The following is a 17,228-nucleotide window of genomic DNA, read 5'->3' as shown; positions in this document are numbered from 1 at the left end:
CCGACCCGCCCCCCCCCCTCTCCCCCGCGCCCGGGTTTAGTCGGGGGCCCCGCCGGGGGGTCGTATCGCGCCTGCTGTCCCGGGGCGCCGCCGGGGGGGGGGGGGGCCGGGGCGCCGGCCCGTTCAGTTGAGTGTCGGATGGTGTCGTCGTGGTGCTAACGGCGCGGCGAGGCGTCCAGTACCTGCTGGAGCGCCTCGAACTCCTCGACGCACTTGCCGGAGCCGAGCGCGACGGAGTCGAGCGGGTTCTCGGCGATGTGGATCGGCATGCCGGTCTCGCGGCGCAGCCGCTCGTCCAGGCCGCGCAGCAGGGCGCCGCCGCCGGTGAGCACGATGCCGCGGTCCATGACGTCGCCGGCCAGTTCGGGCGGGCACTGGTCGAGGGTGGTCTTGACCGCGTCGATGATCGAGTTGACCGGCTCGTCGATGGCGGCGCGGACCTCGGCGGCGGAGATGACGACGGTCTTGGGCAGGCCGCTGACCAGGTCGCGGCCGCGGATCTCGGCGTGCTCGTCCTTCTCGCCCTCCATGCCGAAGGCGCTGCCGATGCTCATCTTGATCTGTTCGGCGCTGCGCTCGCCGAGGAGGAGCGAGTACTCCTTCTTGATGTGCTGGACGATCGCGTTGTCCAGCTCGTCGCCGGCCACCCGGATGGACTGGGCGGTGACGATGCCGCCGAGGGAGATGACGGCGACCTCGGTGGTGCCGCCGCCGATGTCGACGACCATGTTGCCGGTGGCCTCGTGGACGGGCAGGCCGGCGCCGATCGCGGCGGCCATCGGCTCCTCGATGATGTGCACCTGGCGGGCGCCGGCCTGCGAGGAGGCCTCGATGACGGCGCGGCGCTCGACGCCGGTGATGCCGGAGGGCACGCAGACCACGACCCGCGGGCGGGCCAGGTAGCGGCGGCGGTGGATCTTGAGGATGAAGTAGCGCAGCATCCGCTCGGTGATCTCGAAGTCGGCGATCACGCCGTCCTTGAGCGGGCGGATGGCGACGATGTTGCCGGGCGTGCGGCCGATCATCTTCTTGGCCTCGGCGCCGACCGCCAGGATGCCGCCGGTGTTGGTGTTGACCGCGACGACGGACGGCTCGTTGAGGACGATCCCCTTGCCCCTGACGTACACCAGCGTGTTGGCTGTTCCGAGGTCGATCGCCAAGTCGCGGCCGATGAAGGACAGGTTGCTCGCCATGGGGTGTGGGTGCCTTCCCGGGCTCGGAGTTCTTGGGGGGTGGACGGATGCGCGCCCACGCTTGGGCGGAGACCGGCTGAGCTGCCGTACCGGGCCCTTGAGTCGCGTCCATCGTAGTCACGCCGCACGGCACGGACATCGACGCGGGGCATACCGTCCATTGTCCGGAGCGTGATCGCTTCTCCGAGCATTGGGACGCCGTGTCGGCGTTCCCAGTTCCCTATTTCACGATAAGAATGCCCCGGCCGGGCCAATGGTCCCGACCGGGGCGGTACCAACGTCCCTGCCGGGGCGTGGCGTCCGAAGACGGACTCCGCGTCAGGCGTTCGCGGGGAAGAAGATCTTGATCTCGCGCTCGGCGGACTCCGGGGAGTCGGAGGCGTGGATCAGGTTCTCGCGGGTGATCGTCGCGTAGTCGCCGCGGATGGTGCCGGAGCCGGCCTCCAGCGGGTTGGTGGCGCCGGCCAGCATCCGGATGCCCTTGACGACCTCCTCGCCCTCGACGATCAGCGCGATCGACGGACCGGAGGTCATGAACTCCAGCAGCGGCTCGTAGAACGGGCGGCCGACGTGCTCGGCGTAGTGGGTCTCCAGGGTCTCCCGGTCGAAGGTGCGCAGCTCGACCGCGGTCAGCTGCCAGCCGGCCTTGCGCTCGATGCGGCTGATGATCTCGCCCGCCAGGCCGCGGCGGACGGCGTCGGGCTTGAGCAGGACGAGAGTGCGCTGGGACACGGTGCGTCTCCTGGTGATCTGGTACGACGTGCGGTACGGGGCAGAGGTTACCTTGCGTGAACGACCGGTCGGTTGCGCCCACCCGGCCGGGGTCAGGCGGCCTGGGCCTGCGCCTCGGTGGCGGCGGCGCGGGCGGCCTTGAACTCGTCGACCTTGCGGCCGTAGTGCACCGAGCACCACCACAGGCCGGCGAAGACCACGCCGAGGCCGAACATGGTCGGCAGGACGAAGCCGCTGGCGATCAGGCCGATCTGCAGCGCCCAGCCGATCTGCACCGCGCCGGGGCGGTTGATCATGCCGCAGAGCGCGATGCAGAGCGCCATCGCGATGCCGCTGACGATCCACACGGTGGCCGTCGAGACGCTGGAGAGCTGCATCGCGACCAGCGCCGCGAAGAGCACCAGCAGCGCCTCGCCGATCAGCGTCGAGGAGCAGAGCGTCCTCATGTCACTTCCTCCCGAGCAGCAGGCGGGCCTCGCCCACCGTGATGACCGAACCGGTGACCAGGACCCCGGCGCCGCCGAGGTCGCCCTCCTCCTCGGCCAGGGTGACGGCCGCGGTGATGGCGTCGTCGAGGCGGGGCTCGACCTGGACGCGGTCGTCGCCGAAGATCTCGACGGCCAGGGCCGCGAGGGCGTCCACGTCCATGGCGCGGTGGGTGGAGTTCTGGGTGATGACGACCTCGGCCAGGATCGGCTCGAAGGCCTCCAGCACGCCGGCCACGTCCTTGTCCCCCGAGGTGCCGATCACGCCGACCAGGCGGGTGAAGCCGAAGGACTCGTTGATCGCGGCGACGGTGGCCCGGGCGCCGTGCGGGTTGTGCGCGGCGTCCAGGATGATCGTGGGGCTGCGGCGGACGATCTCCAGGCGGCCCGGCGAGGAGACGCCGGAGAAGCCCTGGCGGACCTTGTCGACGTCCAGCTGGCCGCCGCGGGCGCCGCCGACGCCGAAGAAGGCCTCGACCGCGGCCAGCGCCAGCGCCGCGTTGTGCGCCTGGTACTCGCCGTGCAGCGGGATGAAGACGTCCTCGTACTCCTCGCCGCCGAGCCCGCGCAGCGTCACCAGCTGGCCGCCGACGGCGAGCTCACGGCGGATCACGCCGAACTCCATGCCCTCGCGGGCGACCGTGGCGTCCACCTCGACGGCCCGGCGCAGGATGACCTGGGCGGCGTCCAGCTGCTGCTGGGCGACCACGGCGACGGCGCCGGACTTGATGATCCCGGACTTCTCGACCGCGATCTCGCCGGTGGTGTTGCCGAGCTTGTCGGTGTGGTCCAGCCCGATCGGGGTGATCACGGCGACGGCGGAGTCGATGACGTTGGTGGCGTCCCAGGAACCGCCCATGCCGACCTCGACCACCCCGACGTCCACCGGGGCGTCGGCGAAGGCCGCGTAGGCCATGCCGGTGAGCACCTCGAAGAAGGACATCGGGACGGGCTGCGCGGCGTCGACCATCTGCACGTAGGGCTCGATGTCGCGGTAGACCTCGACGAAGCGCTCCGGGCTGATCGGGGCGCCGTCCAGGGTGATCCGCTCGGTGACACTCTCCACGTGCGGGCTGGTGTAGCGGCCCGTGCGCAGTTCGAAGGTGTTGAGCAGCTGCTCGATCATCCGGGCGGTGGAGGTCTTGCCGTTGGTGCCGGTGATGTGGATGGAGGGGAAGGACCCCTGGGGCTGGCCCAGGATGTCCATCAGCGCCTCGATCCGGTCGAGCGAGGGCTCCAGTTTGTTCTCCGGCCAGCGCTTGGAGAGCTCCAGTTCGACGTCGCGCAGGGCGTCGCCGGTGCTGTCGTCGGAGGGGCGGAGGGTGTACGGATTCGGGTCGGCCTTGTCGCTCACGTCCACAGTCTACGGAGCGGCGGCGGCCCGTCCTCACAGGGCGAGGGGAACGGCGCCGACGGGATCGCGGCGGGGTGGGCGCGGGGTGAGAACGGCCACTTTGCCCCGTCTTTGCCCGGCTTCTTGAGTTTGCTCCCTTTACTATCGATTCAGCGAGTTTGTACGGCAATGGAGCATCGATTCGCAACCCACAGGAGCCGACAGCCTTTGATCACGAGGAGCACTGCGCCATGCCCGACGCCCTGCACGACTGGATCGTGCTCCGCCAGGACGCCGTCGTCTGGTTCGCCGGACTGATCTCCCTGGCCCTCGTCGGCTACATGGCCCTCGTCTTCGGACGCTTCCTCGTGTACTGGGCCGGCTCCCGCCACGCCTTCCGGCACAGCCGCCCCGCCCCGCCCGGCGACCCCGCCGCCCTCCAGTGGCACCTGGTCATCCCCTGCCGCGACGAGGAGGCCGTGGTCACCCAGACCCTGGACGGCCTGCGGACCAGCGCGCCCGAGGCCCACCTCTGGGTGATCGACGACGACAGCGAGGACGCCACCCGCGAACTCGTCCTCGCCGCCGCGGCCCGCGACCCGCGGATCCACCTCGTCCAGCGCCGCCGCCCGCACGCCCGGATCGGCAAGGGCGCCGCGCTCAACGCCGCCTACCGCGAGATCTCCGCCTGGCTCCCCGAGTCCACCGACCGCTCCCGGGTGGTCATCGGCGTGGTCGACGCCGACGGACAGCTCGACCCCGGCACCCTCGGCCAGGTCTGCAACCCCAAGGCCCTCGGCCGTCCCGACACCGGCGCCGTCCAGATCGGCGTCCGGATGCGCAACGCCGACGACGAACGCCCGCTGCCCGGCCGCGGCCGCACCGCCAACGCCCTCGCCCGCGCCCTGGTCCGGATGCAGGACGTCGAGTTCCAGGCCAACAACGCCGGCATGCAGCTGCTGCGCCGCCGCACCGGCAGCGTCGGCCTCGGCGGCAACGGCCAGTTCGTCCGGCTCACCGCCCTCGACTCGCTCACCGCCGAGGAGGGCCGGGCCGGCCGCCCCTGGCCCGAGCGCGCCCTGCTGGAGGACTACGAGTCCGGCCTCGACCTGCGCCTGGCCGGCTGGCGGCTCACCCACGTCACCGAGGCCCAGGTCTCCCAGGAGGGCCTGGTCTCGCTGCGCCGCTTCCTCACCCAACGCACCCGCTGGGCCCAGGGCAACATGCAGTGCCTGCGCTACACCGGCCGGGTGCTGCGCTCCCCGCACTACCCGGCCTCCGGCAAGGCCGAGGTGCTCTACACCTTCCTCCAGCCGGTGGTCTGCGTCCTGCTGGTGCTGCTCTTCCCGCTCTCGCTCGCCATCACCACCGCCGGGCTGGTGCTCTTCCCCGCCGAGACCGCCGACTTCCAGCTCCGGTTCGGCCCGTGGATGCTGCTCGCCTTCGTGCTCGCCACCCTGCCGATGGTGTTCTGGGGCCTCGCCTACCGCAGGGCCGTCCACCCGGACCGCAGCTGGCTCACCGGACTGCTCTGGGGCGTCCTGGTGTGGCTGTACGCCTACCACCTCTTCGTGGTCGCCGCCCGGGCCGCCGTCCGACTGCTGCTCGGCCGCAACGGCTGGGCCAAGACCCGGCGCAACGCCGAGAAGGTCGCCGTCGGCGCCCCCACCGCGCTCGAGTCCTGAGCCCCCACTCCCCCACCCCGCGTCGTCCTCCCGGAGCCCCCGCATGAGCACGTGCCTGCCCCCGAACAGCGTCGCCGTCGTCCTCGGCACCCGCCCCGAGCTGGTCAAGCTCGCCCCGCTGATCCACGAACTCGGCGACGCCACCCGGCTGGTGCACACCGGCCAGCACTGGGACGAGGCGATGTCCGGCCGCTTCCTGCGCGACCTCGACCTGCCGGAGCCCGAGCTGCTCACCGGCGTCGGCGGCCGCCCCCGGGCCGGCCAGATCGCCCAGTCCCTCGGCCAGCTGGACGCCGCCTTCGCCGAGGACCGCCCCGCCGCCGTCGTCGTCCAGGGCGACACCAACGCCACCCTCGCCGGAGCGCTGGCCGCCAACGCCCGGGAGATCCCGCTGGTGCACGTCGAGGCCGGGCTGCGCAGCTACGACCGGGCGATGCCCGAGGAGCACAACCGGGTGATGGTCGACCACGTCTCCGACCTGCTCTGCGCCGCCACCGAGGACAACGTCGCCAACCTGCGCGCCGAGTCCCTCGACCGGGGGCGGATCGAACTCACCGGCAACACCGTGGTCGAGGTGGTCCGCCGTCAGCTGCCCGACGCCGCCACCCGCGCCGCGCTGCTCGCCGCGCACGGGCTGCGCCCGGACGGGTACGTGCTGGCCACCGTGCACCGCCCGGAGAACACCGACACCGCCGAGGCGCTCGGCGCCGTACTCGCCGAGCTGGACCGGATCGCCCGGGCCGGCACCCCGGTGCTGTTCCCGATGCACCCGCGCACCCGGGCCGCCGTCGCGCGCTTCGCACTGGACGCCCTGCTGGAGCGCCTGGCCGTCACCGAGCCGGTCGGCTACGGCGACTTCCTCGGCCTGGCGAGCCACGCGGCGCTGCTGGTCTCCGACTCCGGCGGCGTGCAGGAGGAGTGCACCGTGCTCGGCCGTCCGCTGCTGGTGGTGCGCCGCTCCACCGAGCGCCCGGAGGCGGTCGACGCCGGCTTCGCCGCGCTGGTGCGGCCCGGCGAGGAGCTCGGCGAGCTGGCCCGCGGCTGGCTGTCCGACACCCCCGAGCGGCTGGCCCGACTGGCCGCCACCCCGAGCCCGTACGGCGACGGCCGCGCCTCGGCCCGGATCGCCACGCTGACCGCCGCCCTGGCCGGACCCGCCGGGAGCACCGGGACCGCCGGGAGCGACGCCGCCCAGGACGCCCCGCTGGCCGCGTAGGGCCTCTTGACAGCCGGATTGGTCTACTCCACCTTGTGAGGCAAGTCTCCGTTCCCGACCGGGACTTGAGTTGTCGGTAGCTCCCGCACGCGCACCATCGACACCCCGGACGGCACTGACCCCACCCAGCGCCGCCGGGCCTCCCCCACTGGAGATGGAGTCATGCCACCTGCCCGACACCGGCGCCCGCGCGCCCTCCACCCGCTGCTCGCCGGCACCTGCGCCCTCGTCCTCGGCCTCGGCGGGCTCGTCCTGGCCGACGGCACCGGCGCACACGCCGCCGACACCGACCTGATCACCAACGGCGGCTTCGAGACCGGCGACCTCTCCGGCTGGACCTGCTCCAACGGCACGGTCCAGAGCGCCGGCGCCCACTCCGGCCGGTACGCCCTGCAGTCCACCCCCGCCGGCTCGGACACCGGCGAGTGCACCCAGACCGTGTCGGTGAAGCCCTCCTCCTCGTACACCCTGAGCTCCTGGGTCCAGGGCTCGTACGTCTACCTGGGCGCCCGCGGCACCGGCGGCGGCGATCCGAGCACCTGGACCCCCGGCGGCACCGGCTGGAGCCGGCTGAGCACGAGCTTCACCACCGGCCCGGGCACCACCAGCGTCACCGTCTACCTGCACGGCTGGTACGCCCAGCCGGCCTTCCTCGCCGACGACGTCACCCTGCTCGGACCCGGCGGGCCGCAGCCCTCCCCCAGCCCGACGGCCACGGCGACCGCCACCGGCACCGCCTCACCGAGCCCGACGGCCACCGGCACGGGCACCGGCACGCCCACCCCCACCGGCACGTCCACCCCGACCAGGCCGCCCGGCCTGCCCAAGCACGTCCTCACCGGGTACTGGCAGAACTTCGACAACGGCGCCACGGTGCAGCGGATCAGCGACGTCCCGGCCGCCTACGACATCATCGCGGTCGCCTTCGCCGACGCCACCGCCACCCGCGGCGGCCTGGGCTTCGCCCTGGACCCGGCCCTGTCCACCAAGCTCGGCGGCTACACCGACGCCCAGTTCAAGGCCGACATCGCGGCCAAGCGGGCGGCCGGGAAGCGGGTGGTGCTCTCCGTCGGCGGCCAGAACGGCACGGTCTGGGTGGGCGACTCCGCCTCCGCCGCGACCTTCGCCGACACCGCCTGGGCCCTGCTGCAGAACTACGGCTTCGACGGGATCGACATCGACCTGGAGAACGGCATCGACTCCACCTACATGGGCCAGGCGCTGCACTCCCTGGCGGCGCGGGCGGGCAGCGGGTTCGTCCTCACCATGGCGCCGCAGACCATCGACATGCAGTCGACCGGGATGGAGTACTTCAAGCTGGCGCTGAACGTGAAGGACGTCCTCACCATCGTCAACATGCAGTACTACAACTCCGGTGCGATGAACGGCTGCGACGGCAACGTCTACTCCCAGGGCACCGAGGACTTCCTCACCGCCCTGGCCTGCATCCAGCTCAAGGGCGGACTGCGGCCCGACCAGGTCGGGCTCGGGGTGCCGGCCTCCACCAGCGCCGCCGGCGGCGGCTACACCGACCCCGGCACGGTGAACAAGGCGCTGGACTGCCTGGCCTCCGGCACCGGCTGCGGCAGCTACCGGCCGGACACCGCCTGGCCCGGCATCGGCGGGGCGATGACCTGGTCGACCAACTGGGACGCCAGGGCGGGCAATCCAGTCTCCGCCACCATCGGCGCCCACCTGCACGCCATGCCGTGAGCCGCCCCCGGGCCGGGGTCAGACCCCGGCCCGGGCCTCCGGGACGTGCGCGCAGCCGCCGTGCCGGCGGCGCAACTCGGCCGTGATCTCGGCCAGTTCACCCTCGGGCAGCAGCGGCAGCATCATCGCGACGCCCTGCAGCAGACCGCCGAGCAGGAAGGTGGTGTCCGCCGTCGCCGCGACCAGGCCGCGAACCTCGGCCACCCGGCCGTCCGCGACCGCCTCGATCAGCTGGGCGGCGTTCGCGCTCTCCTCGTCCACCTGGACGGCGCCGCCGTCCAGAGGGGCCCGGCGGGCCATCGCCCGCAGCACCCGGTCGCCGACCTCGGGGGCGTACGCCTTGCGGACGGCCTCGGCGGCGATCCAGGTGAGCAGGGCGGTCACCTCCCGCTCGGCGTTCTCCGCCAGCAGCAGGTCCAACTCGTGGTCGAACGCGAGCTGGTTGCCGTGGCGGAAGGCGAGCAGCAGGGTCGCCGCCCTGGCCTTGGCCTCCTCGACCGCCTCGGCAGGCAGTTCCTGGGCCAACTCCTCGGTCACCACCACGCCATGCCTCCCGTCCGTCGCTCAGCAGGAACGCTCAGCAGAAACACCTTCGGAAACTCCGAGCACACCGTACACATCCGACCTGAAAACTTCCGCGAACGCGCGCGGGCAAGACCGGAATCAATTCGCTCGGAATAGGACCTCACCCGGTCCAGGATGAATATTCGCCGGAAGGGAGCAATGTTGCTGCTCTATTAGGCGTAGTGACCGTCCCGCCGGGCCCGCCGAAAACGGCGCGCCGCAAACGAACGCGCCGCAACCAGCGCGCCCGAAGGAGCACGCCGGAAGGAGCACGCCGGAAGGAGCACGCCGAGAATCGGGCACGCCGGAGAACGCCGAGGGGCCGCACCCCGCGCGTCGCGGGATGCGGCCCCCAGGGGCGGTGCGGGCTCAGCCCTGCGGCAGCGCCGCGAGCTGGGCGGTGATCCGGGCGATGTCGGCCTCGGCGGCCTCCTGACGGCCCCGGATCTTGGCGACCACCTCGTCCGGCGCCTTGGCCAGGAAGGCCTCGTTGCCGAGCTTGGCGGTGGTCTGGGTCTTCTCCTTCTCGGCGGCCGCGAGGTCCTTGGCGAGGCGCTTGCGCTCCGCCGCGACGTCGATGGTGCCGGAGAGGTCCAGCGCGACGGTGGCACCGGCCACCGGCAGCGAGGCGGTGGCCGCGAAGCCCTCCTCGGGGACGGTCAGCCGCAGCAGCGAGCGGATCGCGTCCTCGTGGACGGCCAGCACGGTGCCGGCCAGCTCCAGCTGGGCCGGGACGCGCTGCGCGGGCTGCAGGCCCTGGTCCGAGCGGAACCGGCGGACCTCGGTGACCACCTGCTGCAGCGTGGCGACCTCCGACTCGGCGGCCGCGTCGCGGTAGCCGCTGTCCTTCGGCCACTCGGCGACGACCAGCGACTCGGCGCCGGTGAGGGTGGTCCACAGCGCCTCGGTGACGAACGGGACGACCGGGTGCAGCAGCCGCAGGGTGACGTCCAGGACCTCGCCCAGGACCCGGCGCGAGGCGTCGGCCTGCGGGCCGCCCTTGGCCAGGGTGGTCTTGGAGAGCTCCACGTACCAGTCGAAGACCTCGTCCCAGGCGAAGTGGTACAGCGCGTCCGAGAGCTTGGCGAACTGGTAGTCCTCGTACAGCCCGTCCACCTTGGCGACGGTGGCGTTCAGCCGCGACAGGATCCAGCGGTCGACCGCGGTCATCTCCTCGGGCGCCGGCAGCGGGCCCTCGGTGGTGGCGCCGTTCATCAGCGCGAAGCGGGTCGCGTTCCAGATCTTGTTGCAGAAGTTGCGCGAGCCCTTGACCCAGTCCTCGCCGATCGGCACGTCGGCGCCCGGGTTGGCGCCGCCGGCCAGGGTGAAGCGGACGGCGTCGGCGCCGTAGGCGTCCATCCAGTCCAGCGGGTCCACCGCGGTGCCGGAGGACTTCGACATCTTCTTGCCGAACTCGTCGCGGACCAGGCCGGTCAGCGCGACGGTCTTGAACGGCGCCTCGCCGTCCATCGCGTACAGGCCGAACATCATCATCCGGGCGACCCAGAAGAAGATGATGTCGTGGCCCGTCAGCAGGACGTCGGTCGGGTAGAACTTCTCCAGGTCGGCGGTCTTCTCCGGCCAGCCCAGCGTGGAGAACGGCCACAGGCCGGAGGAGAACCAGGTGTCCAGGACGTCCGGGTCCTGGACCCAGCCCTCGCCGGTCGGCGGCTGCTCGTCCGGTCCGACGCAGACGACCTCGCCCTCGGGGCCGTACCAGACCGGGATCCGGTGGCCCCACCAGAGCTGGCGCGAGATGCACCAGTCGTACATGTTGTCGACCCAGTCGAAGTAGCGGCGCTCCAGCTCCTTCGGGTGGATCTCCACCTTGCCGTCGCGGACGGCGTCGCCGGCGGCCTTGGCCAGCGGCTCGACCTTGACCCACCACTGCAGCGACAGCCGCGGCTCGACCACGGTGTGGCAGCGCGAGCAGTGGCCGACGGCGTGCATGTACGGGCGCTTCTCGGCGACGATCCGGCCCTGCTCGCGCAGCGCGCCGACGACGGCCGAACGGGCCTCCATCCGGTCCAGGCCGAGGAAGGGGCCGTGCACGGTGATCGCACCGCGCTCGTCCATCACCGTCAGGTTCGGCAGGCCGTGGCGCTGGCCGATGGCGAAGTCGTTCGGGTCGTGCGCGGGCGTCACCTTGACGGCGCCGGTGCCGAACTCCGGGTCGACGTGCTCGTCGGCGACGACCGGGATCTCCCGGTCGGTCAGCGGCAGCTTGATGGTCCGGCCGACCAGGTGCCGGTAGCGCTCGTCGTCCGGGTGGACGGCCACCGCGGTGTCGCCCAGCATCGTCTCGGCCCGGGTGGTGGCGACGACGATCGAGTCGTCACCGTCGCCGTAGCGGATCGAGACCAGCTCGCCCGGCGTGTCCTCGTGCTCCACCTCGATGTCGGACAGCGCGGTGAGGCAGCGCGGGCACCAGTTGATGATGCGCTCGGCGCGGTAGATCAGGCCGTCGTCGAACAGGCGCTTGAAGATGGTCTGGACGGCCTGGGACAGGCCCTCGTCCATGGTGAAGCGCTCGCGCGACCAGTCCACGCCGTCGCCGAGGCGGCGCATCTGGCCGAGGATGCGGCCGCCGTAGCTCTGCTTCCACTCCCAGACCTTCTCCACGAAGGCCTCGCGGCCCAGGTCGTGGCGGGAGAGACCGGCCTCGGCGAGCTGCTGCTCGACCTTGTTCTGGGTCGCGATGCCCGCGTGGTCCATGCCGGGCAGCCAGAGCGTCTCGAAGCCCTGCATGCGCTTGCGGCGGGTCAGCGCGTCCATCAGCGTGTGCTGGAAGGCGTGACCGAGGTGCAGGACGCCGGTGACGTTCGGCGGGGGGATGACGATCGTGTACGCGGGCTTGTCGCTCTTCGCGTCCGCGGTGAAGTAGCCACGGTCCACCCAGCGCTCGTACAGCTCGCCCTCTACGTCCGCGGGGGTGTAGGTCGTCGGGAGGGTTGCCGCATCGTCCCCGGTGGTGCTCACGGGGCGCTGGTTCGTCGTGTCGGTCACGACGCACAGTTTACGTAACCGTGGGCGCTGGTTACGAACCGCTTTCGGTCCGCGGACTCGGCCGGTCCGGGCGCTCCCGCCGCCGGTGCCGTGCGGTAGCGTGCCCGGGCACTCGTCCGGGTGACCGGGCGTGCACGGACATACCCATACGAAGATCGGCCGCGAGTGCGGCGGGGGAGCACGAGGACACATGTACGGCCAGGGACAGGGACAGCAGTATCCGCCGCCACAGGGCCAGCCCTACGGCGGCCAGCCCTACGGCGCACCGCCGCCGCAGCAGCCCTACGGCGCCCCGCAGCCCCAGTACGGGTACCCGCCGCAGCAGCCCTACGGCGCCCCGCAACCGCAGTACGGCGTGCCCCCGCAGGGCCCGTACGGCCAGCCGGGCTACCCGGCACCGCCGCGCAAGGGCAAGGGCGGCCTGGTGGTCGGCCTCGTCGTCGGCGCCCTGGTGCTCGGCGGCGGCGGCTTCGCCGCCTGGAAGTTCCTCGGCGCCGGCAGCGACTCGGGCGGCCGCTACAAGCTCAGCGCGCCGCAGACGCTGCTCGACGGCTACGTCCAGAAGTCGGCGAAGGAGGAGGCCGCCGACATGAGCAAGCCCGAGGTCGCGAAGGTCGGCACCGACCTGCACGCGCTGGTGGCCAGCTACAGCAAGGGCGCCGACGTCAAGAACATGGACTCGCTGTCGGTCGTCGGCATCTACGGCTCCCTCAACGACCCCGCGCAGATCATCGCCGACTCCAAGAAGGACAGCGGCGGCCTGACCTGGTCCACCCCGATGACCGACTTCCCCGCCAAGGACGGCCACGCCTCCGACGGCAAGCTCAGCTGCGGCGTCGCCAGCATCATCGGCAAGCCCGGCCCGACGGTCTGCGTCTGGGCGGACAAGTCCACCTACGGCCGGGTCACGTTCAGCCACCTCAGCCTGGGCACCACCGGCAGCACGGGCGGCAGCGACTCGGGCCTCACCCCCGACCAGGCCGCGGAGAAGACCCGCACCGTCCGCGACGCCATGAAGGTGGCCCGCTGACCCGCGGCCCCGCCCGGCCGCCCCCGCGGCAGCACCACTCCGCCGGTACCCCCGGCGGTCTCCACGCGCGACGTCCCAGAAAGGGTCCCGCATGTCCGACCAGAACCCGTACGGGCCCCCGCCGCAGCCCGGGTACCCGGCGACCCCGCCGCCGGCCGCCCCCGGCTACGGCGGTGTCCCGCCGCAGGCCCCGCCGCCCGGCTACCCCGCACCCGGCGGGCCGGAGGCCGGCGGCTACCCGGGCTACCCGGGCACCCCGGAGGGCGCGCCCGGGGCCTACCCCGGTTACGGCGGGTACGCGCCGGTGCCGCCGCGCAAGTCGCGCCGCACGCTGTGGATCGTGCTCGGCACCGTCGGCGCCGTCCTGGTCGTCCTGATCGGCGTGTTCGGGTACCTCGCCTGGAACGTGACCAGCGGCACCGGCACCGAGAAGCTCGTGATGCCGGCGACCTTCAAGGACCTCAAGGCCAACGACGACCCGGCGGTGACCGGGAAGCTGCAGGACGAGCTGACCTCCAAGATCGGCCAGGGCGACGGCAATTGGAAGCCCACCGGCGTCGCCGGGGTCTACCAGGACGCGGACTCCACCCCGCAGCTGATCGCGGTCGGCGTCTACGGCAAGGTGCTGCTGCCCAAGCAGGAGCTGGACCAGATGTTCGCCGGCTTCTCCGGCGCGGGCGGCACGATCAGCGGCCGGCACGCGGTGGACCCGGGCCCCAAGGGCGGCCAGATGGAGTGCGCCACCTCGCAGAGCGGCGAGAGCAAGCTGGCCCTCTGCGCCTGGGCCGACAAGAGCACCGTCGTCATGGTGCTCAAGGGCTCCGACGACGGCACCCAGCCCGACATCGACAAGCTCGCCGCCGACACCCGCGACCTGCGCGCGGTCGCCGAGGTGCCCAAGTAGGCCCGCCCGGGCCTGCGGTGACGAAGGGGCCCCGCCCGCGGTTTGGGGGGGGGGGCCGGTAGCGGGGCGCGGGCGGGTGGGCGCGGGGCGGGGGGCGGGGGGGGGATGTGGGGGGCGGCGGGGTGGGATTTTTGGCGGGCCGCGTCTGTTGTGTATACGACCCTGGGGCGGGCCCCCTTCGCGCCCGCCGGCCGCCGGCCCTCGGCCCGGACTCAGGCGCTCTTGTCGCGGCGCTCGCGCTTGATCATGTCGCGCGGGACGAGGGTGGGGATGGCGTGCTTGGAGACGACGTCCCCGGTGACCACCACGCGGGCGACGTCCTGACGCGAGGGGACCTCGTACATCACGGACATCAGCACCTCCTCCATGATGGCCCGCAGACCGCGCGCGCCGGTGCCGCGCAGGATCGCCTGGTCGGCGATCGCCTCCAGCGCGTCCCGGGAGAACTCCAGCTCCACGCCGTCCAGTTCGAAGAGCTTGCGGTACTGCTTGACCAGCGCGTTCTTCGGCTCGGTGAGGATCTGCAGCAGCGCCTCGCGGTCCAGGTTGTGCACGCTGGTGATCACCGGCAGACGGCCGATGAACTCGGGGATCATGCCGAACTTCACCAGGTCCTCGGGCATCACCTGGCGGAAGTGGTCGCTGGCGTCCGACTCGCGCTTGGAGCGGATGTTGGCGCCGAAGCCGATGCCCTTGGCACCCGCGCGGCCCTCGATGATCCGCTCCAGGCCGGCGAAGGCACCGCCGACGATGAACAGCACGTTGGTGGTGTCGATCTGGATGAACTCCTGGTGCGGGTGCTTGCGCCCGCCCTGCGGCGGCACCGAGGCGGTGGTGCCCTCCAGGATCTTCAACAGCGCCTGCTGCACGCCCTCGCCGGAGACGTCGCGGGTGATCGACGGGTTCTCGCTCTTGCGCGCGACCTTGTCGATCTCGTCGATGTAGATGATCCCGGTCTCGGCCTTCTTGACGTCGTAGTCGGCCGCCTGGATCAGCTTGAGCAGGATGTTCTCGACGTCCTCGCCGACGTAGCCGGCCTCGGTCAGCGCGGTGGCGTCCGCGATCGCGAAGGGGACGTTCAGCATCCGGGCCAGGGTCTGCGCCAGCAGGGTCTTGCCGGAGCCGGTGGGGCCCAGCAGCAGGATGTTCGACTTGGCCAGCTCGATCGCGTCCTCGCGGCCGTTGCCGCCGCTACGGCCGGCCTCGCCCGCCTGGACCCGCTTGTAGTGGTTGTAGACCGCGACCGACAGCGCCTTCTTGGCGAGGTCCTGGCCGACCACGTACTGGTCCAGGAACTCGTAGATCTCACGCGGCTTCGGGAGCTCCTCGAAGCGGACCTCGGAGGTCTCGGCGAGTTCCTCCTCGATGATCTCGTTGCACAGGTCGATGCACTCGTCGCAGATGTACACGCCTGGGCCGGCGATCAGCTTCTTCACCTGCTTCTGCGACTTGCCGCAGAACGAGCACTTGAGCAGGTCGCCACCGTCTCCGATGCGTGCCACGAGGTGCTTCCCCTTCGCCAGGGGCCCCGCGGGGGTTCCGGGGCCTGGTGCTGTGGACCGTCCGCGCCGACGGCGCTCGGTCTCGCTATCCGACGGTACTCTGCCGGGCCCGTGATTCCGTCCTCTTCGCCGGGTCTGCCCTACGCCCTGGGCGAATTGATACCGAACAGATGCCGTGACAGCGCCCCCCGACGGAACCGGCCTCAGGAGGTCAGCGAGGTCTTGCGGGTCGAGATGATCTGGTCCACCAGGCCGTACTCCAGGGCCTCCTCGGCGGTCAGGATCTTGTCGCGCTCGATGTCCTCGCGCACCTGCTCCACCGGCTTGTTGGAGTGCTTGGAGAGCATCTGCTCCAGCTGCTCGCGCATCCGGAAGATCTCCTTGGCCTGGATCTCCAGGTCGGACACCTGGCCGCGGCCGGTCTCGGTGTACGGCTGGTGGATCAGGATGCGGGCGTTCGGCAGCGCCATCCGCTTGCCGGGGGTGCCGGCGGCGAGCAGCACGGCCGCGGCGGAGGCCGCCTGGCCCATGCAGACCGTGGTGATGTCCGGCTTGACGTACTGCATGGTGTCGTAGATGGCCGTCAGGGCCGTGAACGAGCCGCCGGGCGAGTTGATGTACATCTGGATCTCGCGGTCCGGGTCCATCGACTCCAGGCACAGCAGCTGCGCCATGATGTCGTTCGCCGAGACGTCGTCGACCTGCGAGCCGAGGAAGATGATGCGCTCCTCGAACAGCTTGGCGTACGGGTCGTACTCGCGGATGCCCTGCGTGGTGCGCTCGACGAAGCGCGGGACGATGTAGCGACCCTCGGCGCGCATGTCCTCGACGCGGGCCTTGGCGGCCGACAGGCTGGGGATGTTCATGGGGGTTCTTGTCCTCCGGGGCGTTGTGGCTGTGGTCTCGTGGGCCGGGCCGAGGCTCAGGCGCCCGTGCCGCCGCCGCCGGGGACGTCCGCGGCGCTGTGCATGATCGCGTCGATGAGGCCGTACTCCAGGGCCTCCTCCGGGGTGAACCAGCGGTCGCGGTCGGAGTCCCGGGTGATCTGCTCGAAGGACTGGCCGCTGTGGAAGGCGATCAGCTCGGACATCCGCTTCTTGGTGCGGAGCAGCTGCTCGGCCTGGATGCGGATGTCCGTGGCGGAGCCGCCGAGGCCCGCGGAGGGCTGGTGCATCAGGATGTTGGCGTTCGGCAGCGAGAAGCGCTTGCCCTTGGCGCCGGCGGTCAGCAGGAACTGACCCATCGAGGCGGCCATGCCCATGGCGATGGTGACGACGTCGTTCTTGATGTACTGCATGGTGTCGTAGATCGCCATGCCCGCCGAGATCGAGCCGCCCGGGGAGTTGATGTAGAGGAAGATGTCCTTCTCGGGGTCCGCGGCCAGCAGTAGCAGCTGCGCGGTGATCTTGTTGGCGATGTCGTCGTCGACCTGCTGGCCGAGGAAGATGATCCGCTCGTTGAGCAGCCGGTTGTAGACCTGGTCACCCAGGCCGCCGAGCACGTCACCAGAGGCGGCGTGCGGCGCCATCGGGCCCATCTGCATCTGCGGGAACGTCACTTAGCCACCTGCTCAGTCGATGTGGACGGTCGCCGGGCGGCCGTCACGGTGTCGCACAGCTTCCGGGTATCACGTCGTGATTGTTGCTGTCCAAGGACCCTAACGCGCAGGCCCGGCCGCAGAATCCCTCACGCAGAACTGTTCGCTGTGAGCGCAGGGTCGCGGGGGCACCCGGGTGCGCGGTGGGACGACGACGGGGCCCGGGGGCCGGGGGGGGGGCGGGGGGCCGGGGCGGGCCCCCCGGGGGGGGGCGGGGGGAGCACGCCGCGGGGGGCCACACGGGGGGGTCACGCGGCGGGGCGGCCCC

The 17,228-nt window shown here is 71.7% G+C and carries 14 protein-coding genes; 5 read left to right on the top strand and 9 right to left on the bottom strand.

From position 1 onward, the window contains the following. Positions 1 to 155: 155 nt before the first annotated feature. The 4 genes from ACFWXO_RS17585 to ACFWXO_RS17570 all read right to left on the bottom strand — a co-directional run bounded on the left by ACFWXO_RS17585 (position 156) and on the right by ACFWXO_RS17570 (position 3,764). Positions 156 to 1,181: a rod shape-determining protein gene (locus tag ACFWXO_RS17585; RefSeq protein ID WP_317621116.1), complete on the bottom strand. Its 1,026-nt coding sequence runs from the start codon at positions 1,179 to 1,181 to the stop codon at positions 156 to 158. A gap of 330 nt (positions 1,182 to 1,511) precedes the next feature. Beyond that, complete coding sequence (gene ndk / locus ACFWXO_RS17580) at positions 1,512 to 1,925, bottom strand: nucleoside-diphosphate kinase (RefSeq protein WP_375893106.1); 414 nt, start codon at positions 1,923 to 1,925, stop codon at positions 1,512 to 1,514. Positions 1,926 to 2,017: 92 nt separating this feature from the next. Beyond that, positions 2,018 to 2,371 carry a DUF4233 domain-containing protein gene (locus ACFWXO_RS17575; protein WP_375893104.1) on the bottom strand — a complete coding sequence of 118 codons (354 nt, stop codon included), beginning with the start codon at positions 2,369 to 2,371 and terminating at the stop codon, positions 2,018 to 2,020. 1 nt (position 2,372) lies between these two features. Then, positions 2,373 to 3,764: a bifunctional folylpolyglutamate synthase/dihydrofolate synthase gene (locus ACFWXO_RS17570; protein WP_380524796.1), complete on the bottom strand. Its 1,392-nt coding sequence runs from the start codon at positions 3,762 to 3,764 to the stop codon at positions 2,373 to 2,375. Positions 3,765 to 3,994: 230 nt separating this feature from the next. On the opposite strand from ACFWXO_RS17570, the gene ACFWXO_RS17565 reads away from it, so the two are divergent. The 3 genes from ACFWXO_RS17565 (at position 3,995) to ACFWXO_RS17555 (ending at position 8,357) form a co-directional block, all read left to right on the top strand. Further along, complete coding sequence (locus tag ACFWXO_RS17565; RefSeq protein WP_380524795.1) at positions 3,995 to 5,428, top strand: glycosyltransferase; 1,434 nt, start codon at positions 3,995 to 3,997, stop codon at positions 5,426 to 5,428. A 43-nt stretch (positions 5,429 to 5,471) separates the two neighbouring features. Beyond that, on the top strand, positions 5,472 to 6,644 hold the full coding sequence (gene wecB / locus ACFWXO_RS17560) for a non-hydrolyzing UDP-N-acetylglucosamine 2-epimerase (RefSeq protein WP_380524794.1): 1,173 nt from the start codon (positions 5,472 to 5,474) through the stop codon (positions 6,642 to 6,644). 162 nt (positions 6,645 to 6,806) lie between these two features. After that, positions 6,807 to 8,357, top strand: a complete 1,551-nt coding sequence (locus ACFWXO_RS17555) for a chitinase (protein WP_380524792.1) — start codon at positions 6,807 to 6,809, stop codon at positions 8,355 to 8,357. Positions 8,358 to 8,375: 18 nt separating this feature from the next. Here the strand turns inward: ACFWXO_RS17555 and ACFWXO_RS17550 are convergent, their stop codons facing one another. Continuing rightward, the gene (locus ACFWXO_RS17550) at positions 8,376 to 8,900 is read right to left on the bottom strand and encodes a hypothetical protein (RefSeq protein WP_375893096.1); all 525 of its coding nucleotides are present in this window, start codon (positions 8,898 to 8,900) and stop codon (positions 8,376 to 8,378) included. Between the two features lie 390 nt (positions 8,901 to 9,290). After that, a complete protein-coding gene (locus ACFWXO_RS17545) occupies positions 9,291 to 11,927 on the bottom strand; it encodes a valine--tRNA ligase (protein WP_375893094.1) in 2,637 nt (878 codons plus the stop codon). A 190-nt stretch (positions 11,928 to 12,117) separates the two neighbouring features. Between ACFWXO_RS17545 and ACFWXO_RS17540 the strand changes: the two genes are divergently transcribed. Next, positions 12,118 to 12,957 (top strand): hypothetical protein, encoded by an 840-nt coding sequence (locus ACFWXO_RS17540; RefSeq protein ID WP_380524791.1) that lies wholly within the window; start codon positions 12,118 to 12,120, stop codon positions 12,955 to 12,957. Between the two features lie 91 nt (positions 12,958 to 13,048). Then, positions 13,049 to 13,861, top strand: a complete 813-nt coding sequence (locus ACFWXO_RS17535; protein WP_380524790.1) for a hypothetical protein — start codon at positions 13,049 to 13,051, stop codon at positions 13,859 to 13,861. 212 nt (positions 13,862 to 14,073) lie between these two features. On the opposite strand, the gene clpX is transcribed toward ACFWXO_RS17535, so the two are convergent. The 3 genes from clpX to ACFWXO_RS17520 form a co-directional block, all read right to left on the bottom strand. Further along, a complete protein-coding gene (clpX, locus tag ACFWXO_RS17530) occupies positions 14,074 to 15,363 on the bottom strand; it encodes an ATP-dependent Clp protease ATP-binding subunit ClpX (RefSeq protein WP_030283761.1) in 1,290 nt (429 codons plus the stop codon). 203 nt (positions 15,364 to 15,566) lie between these two features. Beyond that, entirely contained in the window at positions 15,567 to 16,229 is a 663-nt protein-coding gene (locus tag ACFWXO_RS17525) for an ATP-dependent Clp protease proteolytic subunit (RefSeq protein ID WP_375893090.1), read from the bottom strand. 56 nt (positions 16,230 to 16,285) lie between these two features. Beyond that, the gene (locus tag ACFWXO_RS17520; protein ID WP_329931219.1) at positions 16,286 to 16,900 is read right to left on the bottom strand and encodes an ATP-dependent Clp protease proteolytic subunit; all 615 of its coding nucleotides are present in this window, start codon (positions 16,898 to 16,900) and stop codon (positions 16,286 to 16,288) included. Positions 16,901 to 17,228: the final 328 nt, after the last annotated feature.

Origin of the sequence: Kitasatospora sp. NPDC059088 (assembly GCF_042738155.1) — a bacterium.
GTDB lineage: Bacteria > Actinomycetota > Actinomycetes > Streptomycetales > Streptomycetaceae > Kitasatospora.
Note: the sequence above shows the minus strand (reverse complement) of the source record. Positions and strands in the feature narration are given on the sequence as shown.

Bases quoted from the DNA above. Each gene is read 5' to 3' on its own strand.
- ACFWXO_RS17575 (WP_375893104.1), bottom strand. From the start codon at position 2,371: ATGAGGACGCTCTGCTCCTCGACGCTGATCGGCGAGGCGCTGCTGGTG.
- ACFWXO_RS17565 (WP_380524795.1), top strand. From the start codon at position 3,995: ATGCCCGACGCCCTGCACGACTGGATCGTGCTCCGCCAGGACGCCGTC.
- wecB (WP_380524794.1), top strand. From the start codon at position 5,472: ATGAGCACGTGCCTGCCCCCGAACAGCGTCGCCGTCGTCCTCGGCACC.
- ACFWXO_RS17555 (WP_380524792.1), top strand. From the start codon at position 6,807: ATGCCACCTGCCCGACACCGGCGCCCGCGCGCCCTCCACCCGCTGCTC.
- ACFWXO_RS17540 (WP_380524791.1), top strand. From the start codon at position 12,118: ATGTACGGCCAGGGACAGGGACAGCAGTATCCGCCGCCACAGGGCCAG.
- ACFWXO_RS17535 (WP_380524790.1), top strand. From the start codon at position 13,049: ATGTCCGACCAGAACCCGTACGGGCCCCCGCCGCAGCCCGGGTACCCG.
- ACFWXO_RS17525 (WP_375893090.1), bottom strand. From the start codon at position 16,229: ATGAACATCCCCAGCCTGTCGGCCGCCAAGGCCCGCGTCGAGGACATG.
- ACFWXO_RS17520 (WP_329931219.1), bottom strand. From the start codon at position 16,900: ATGGGCCCGATGGCGCCGCACGCCGCCTCTGGTGACGTGCTCGGCGGC.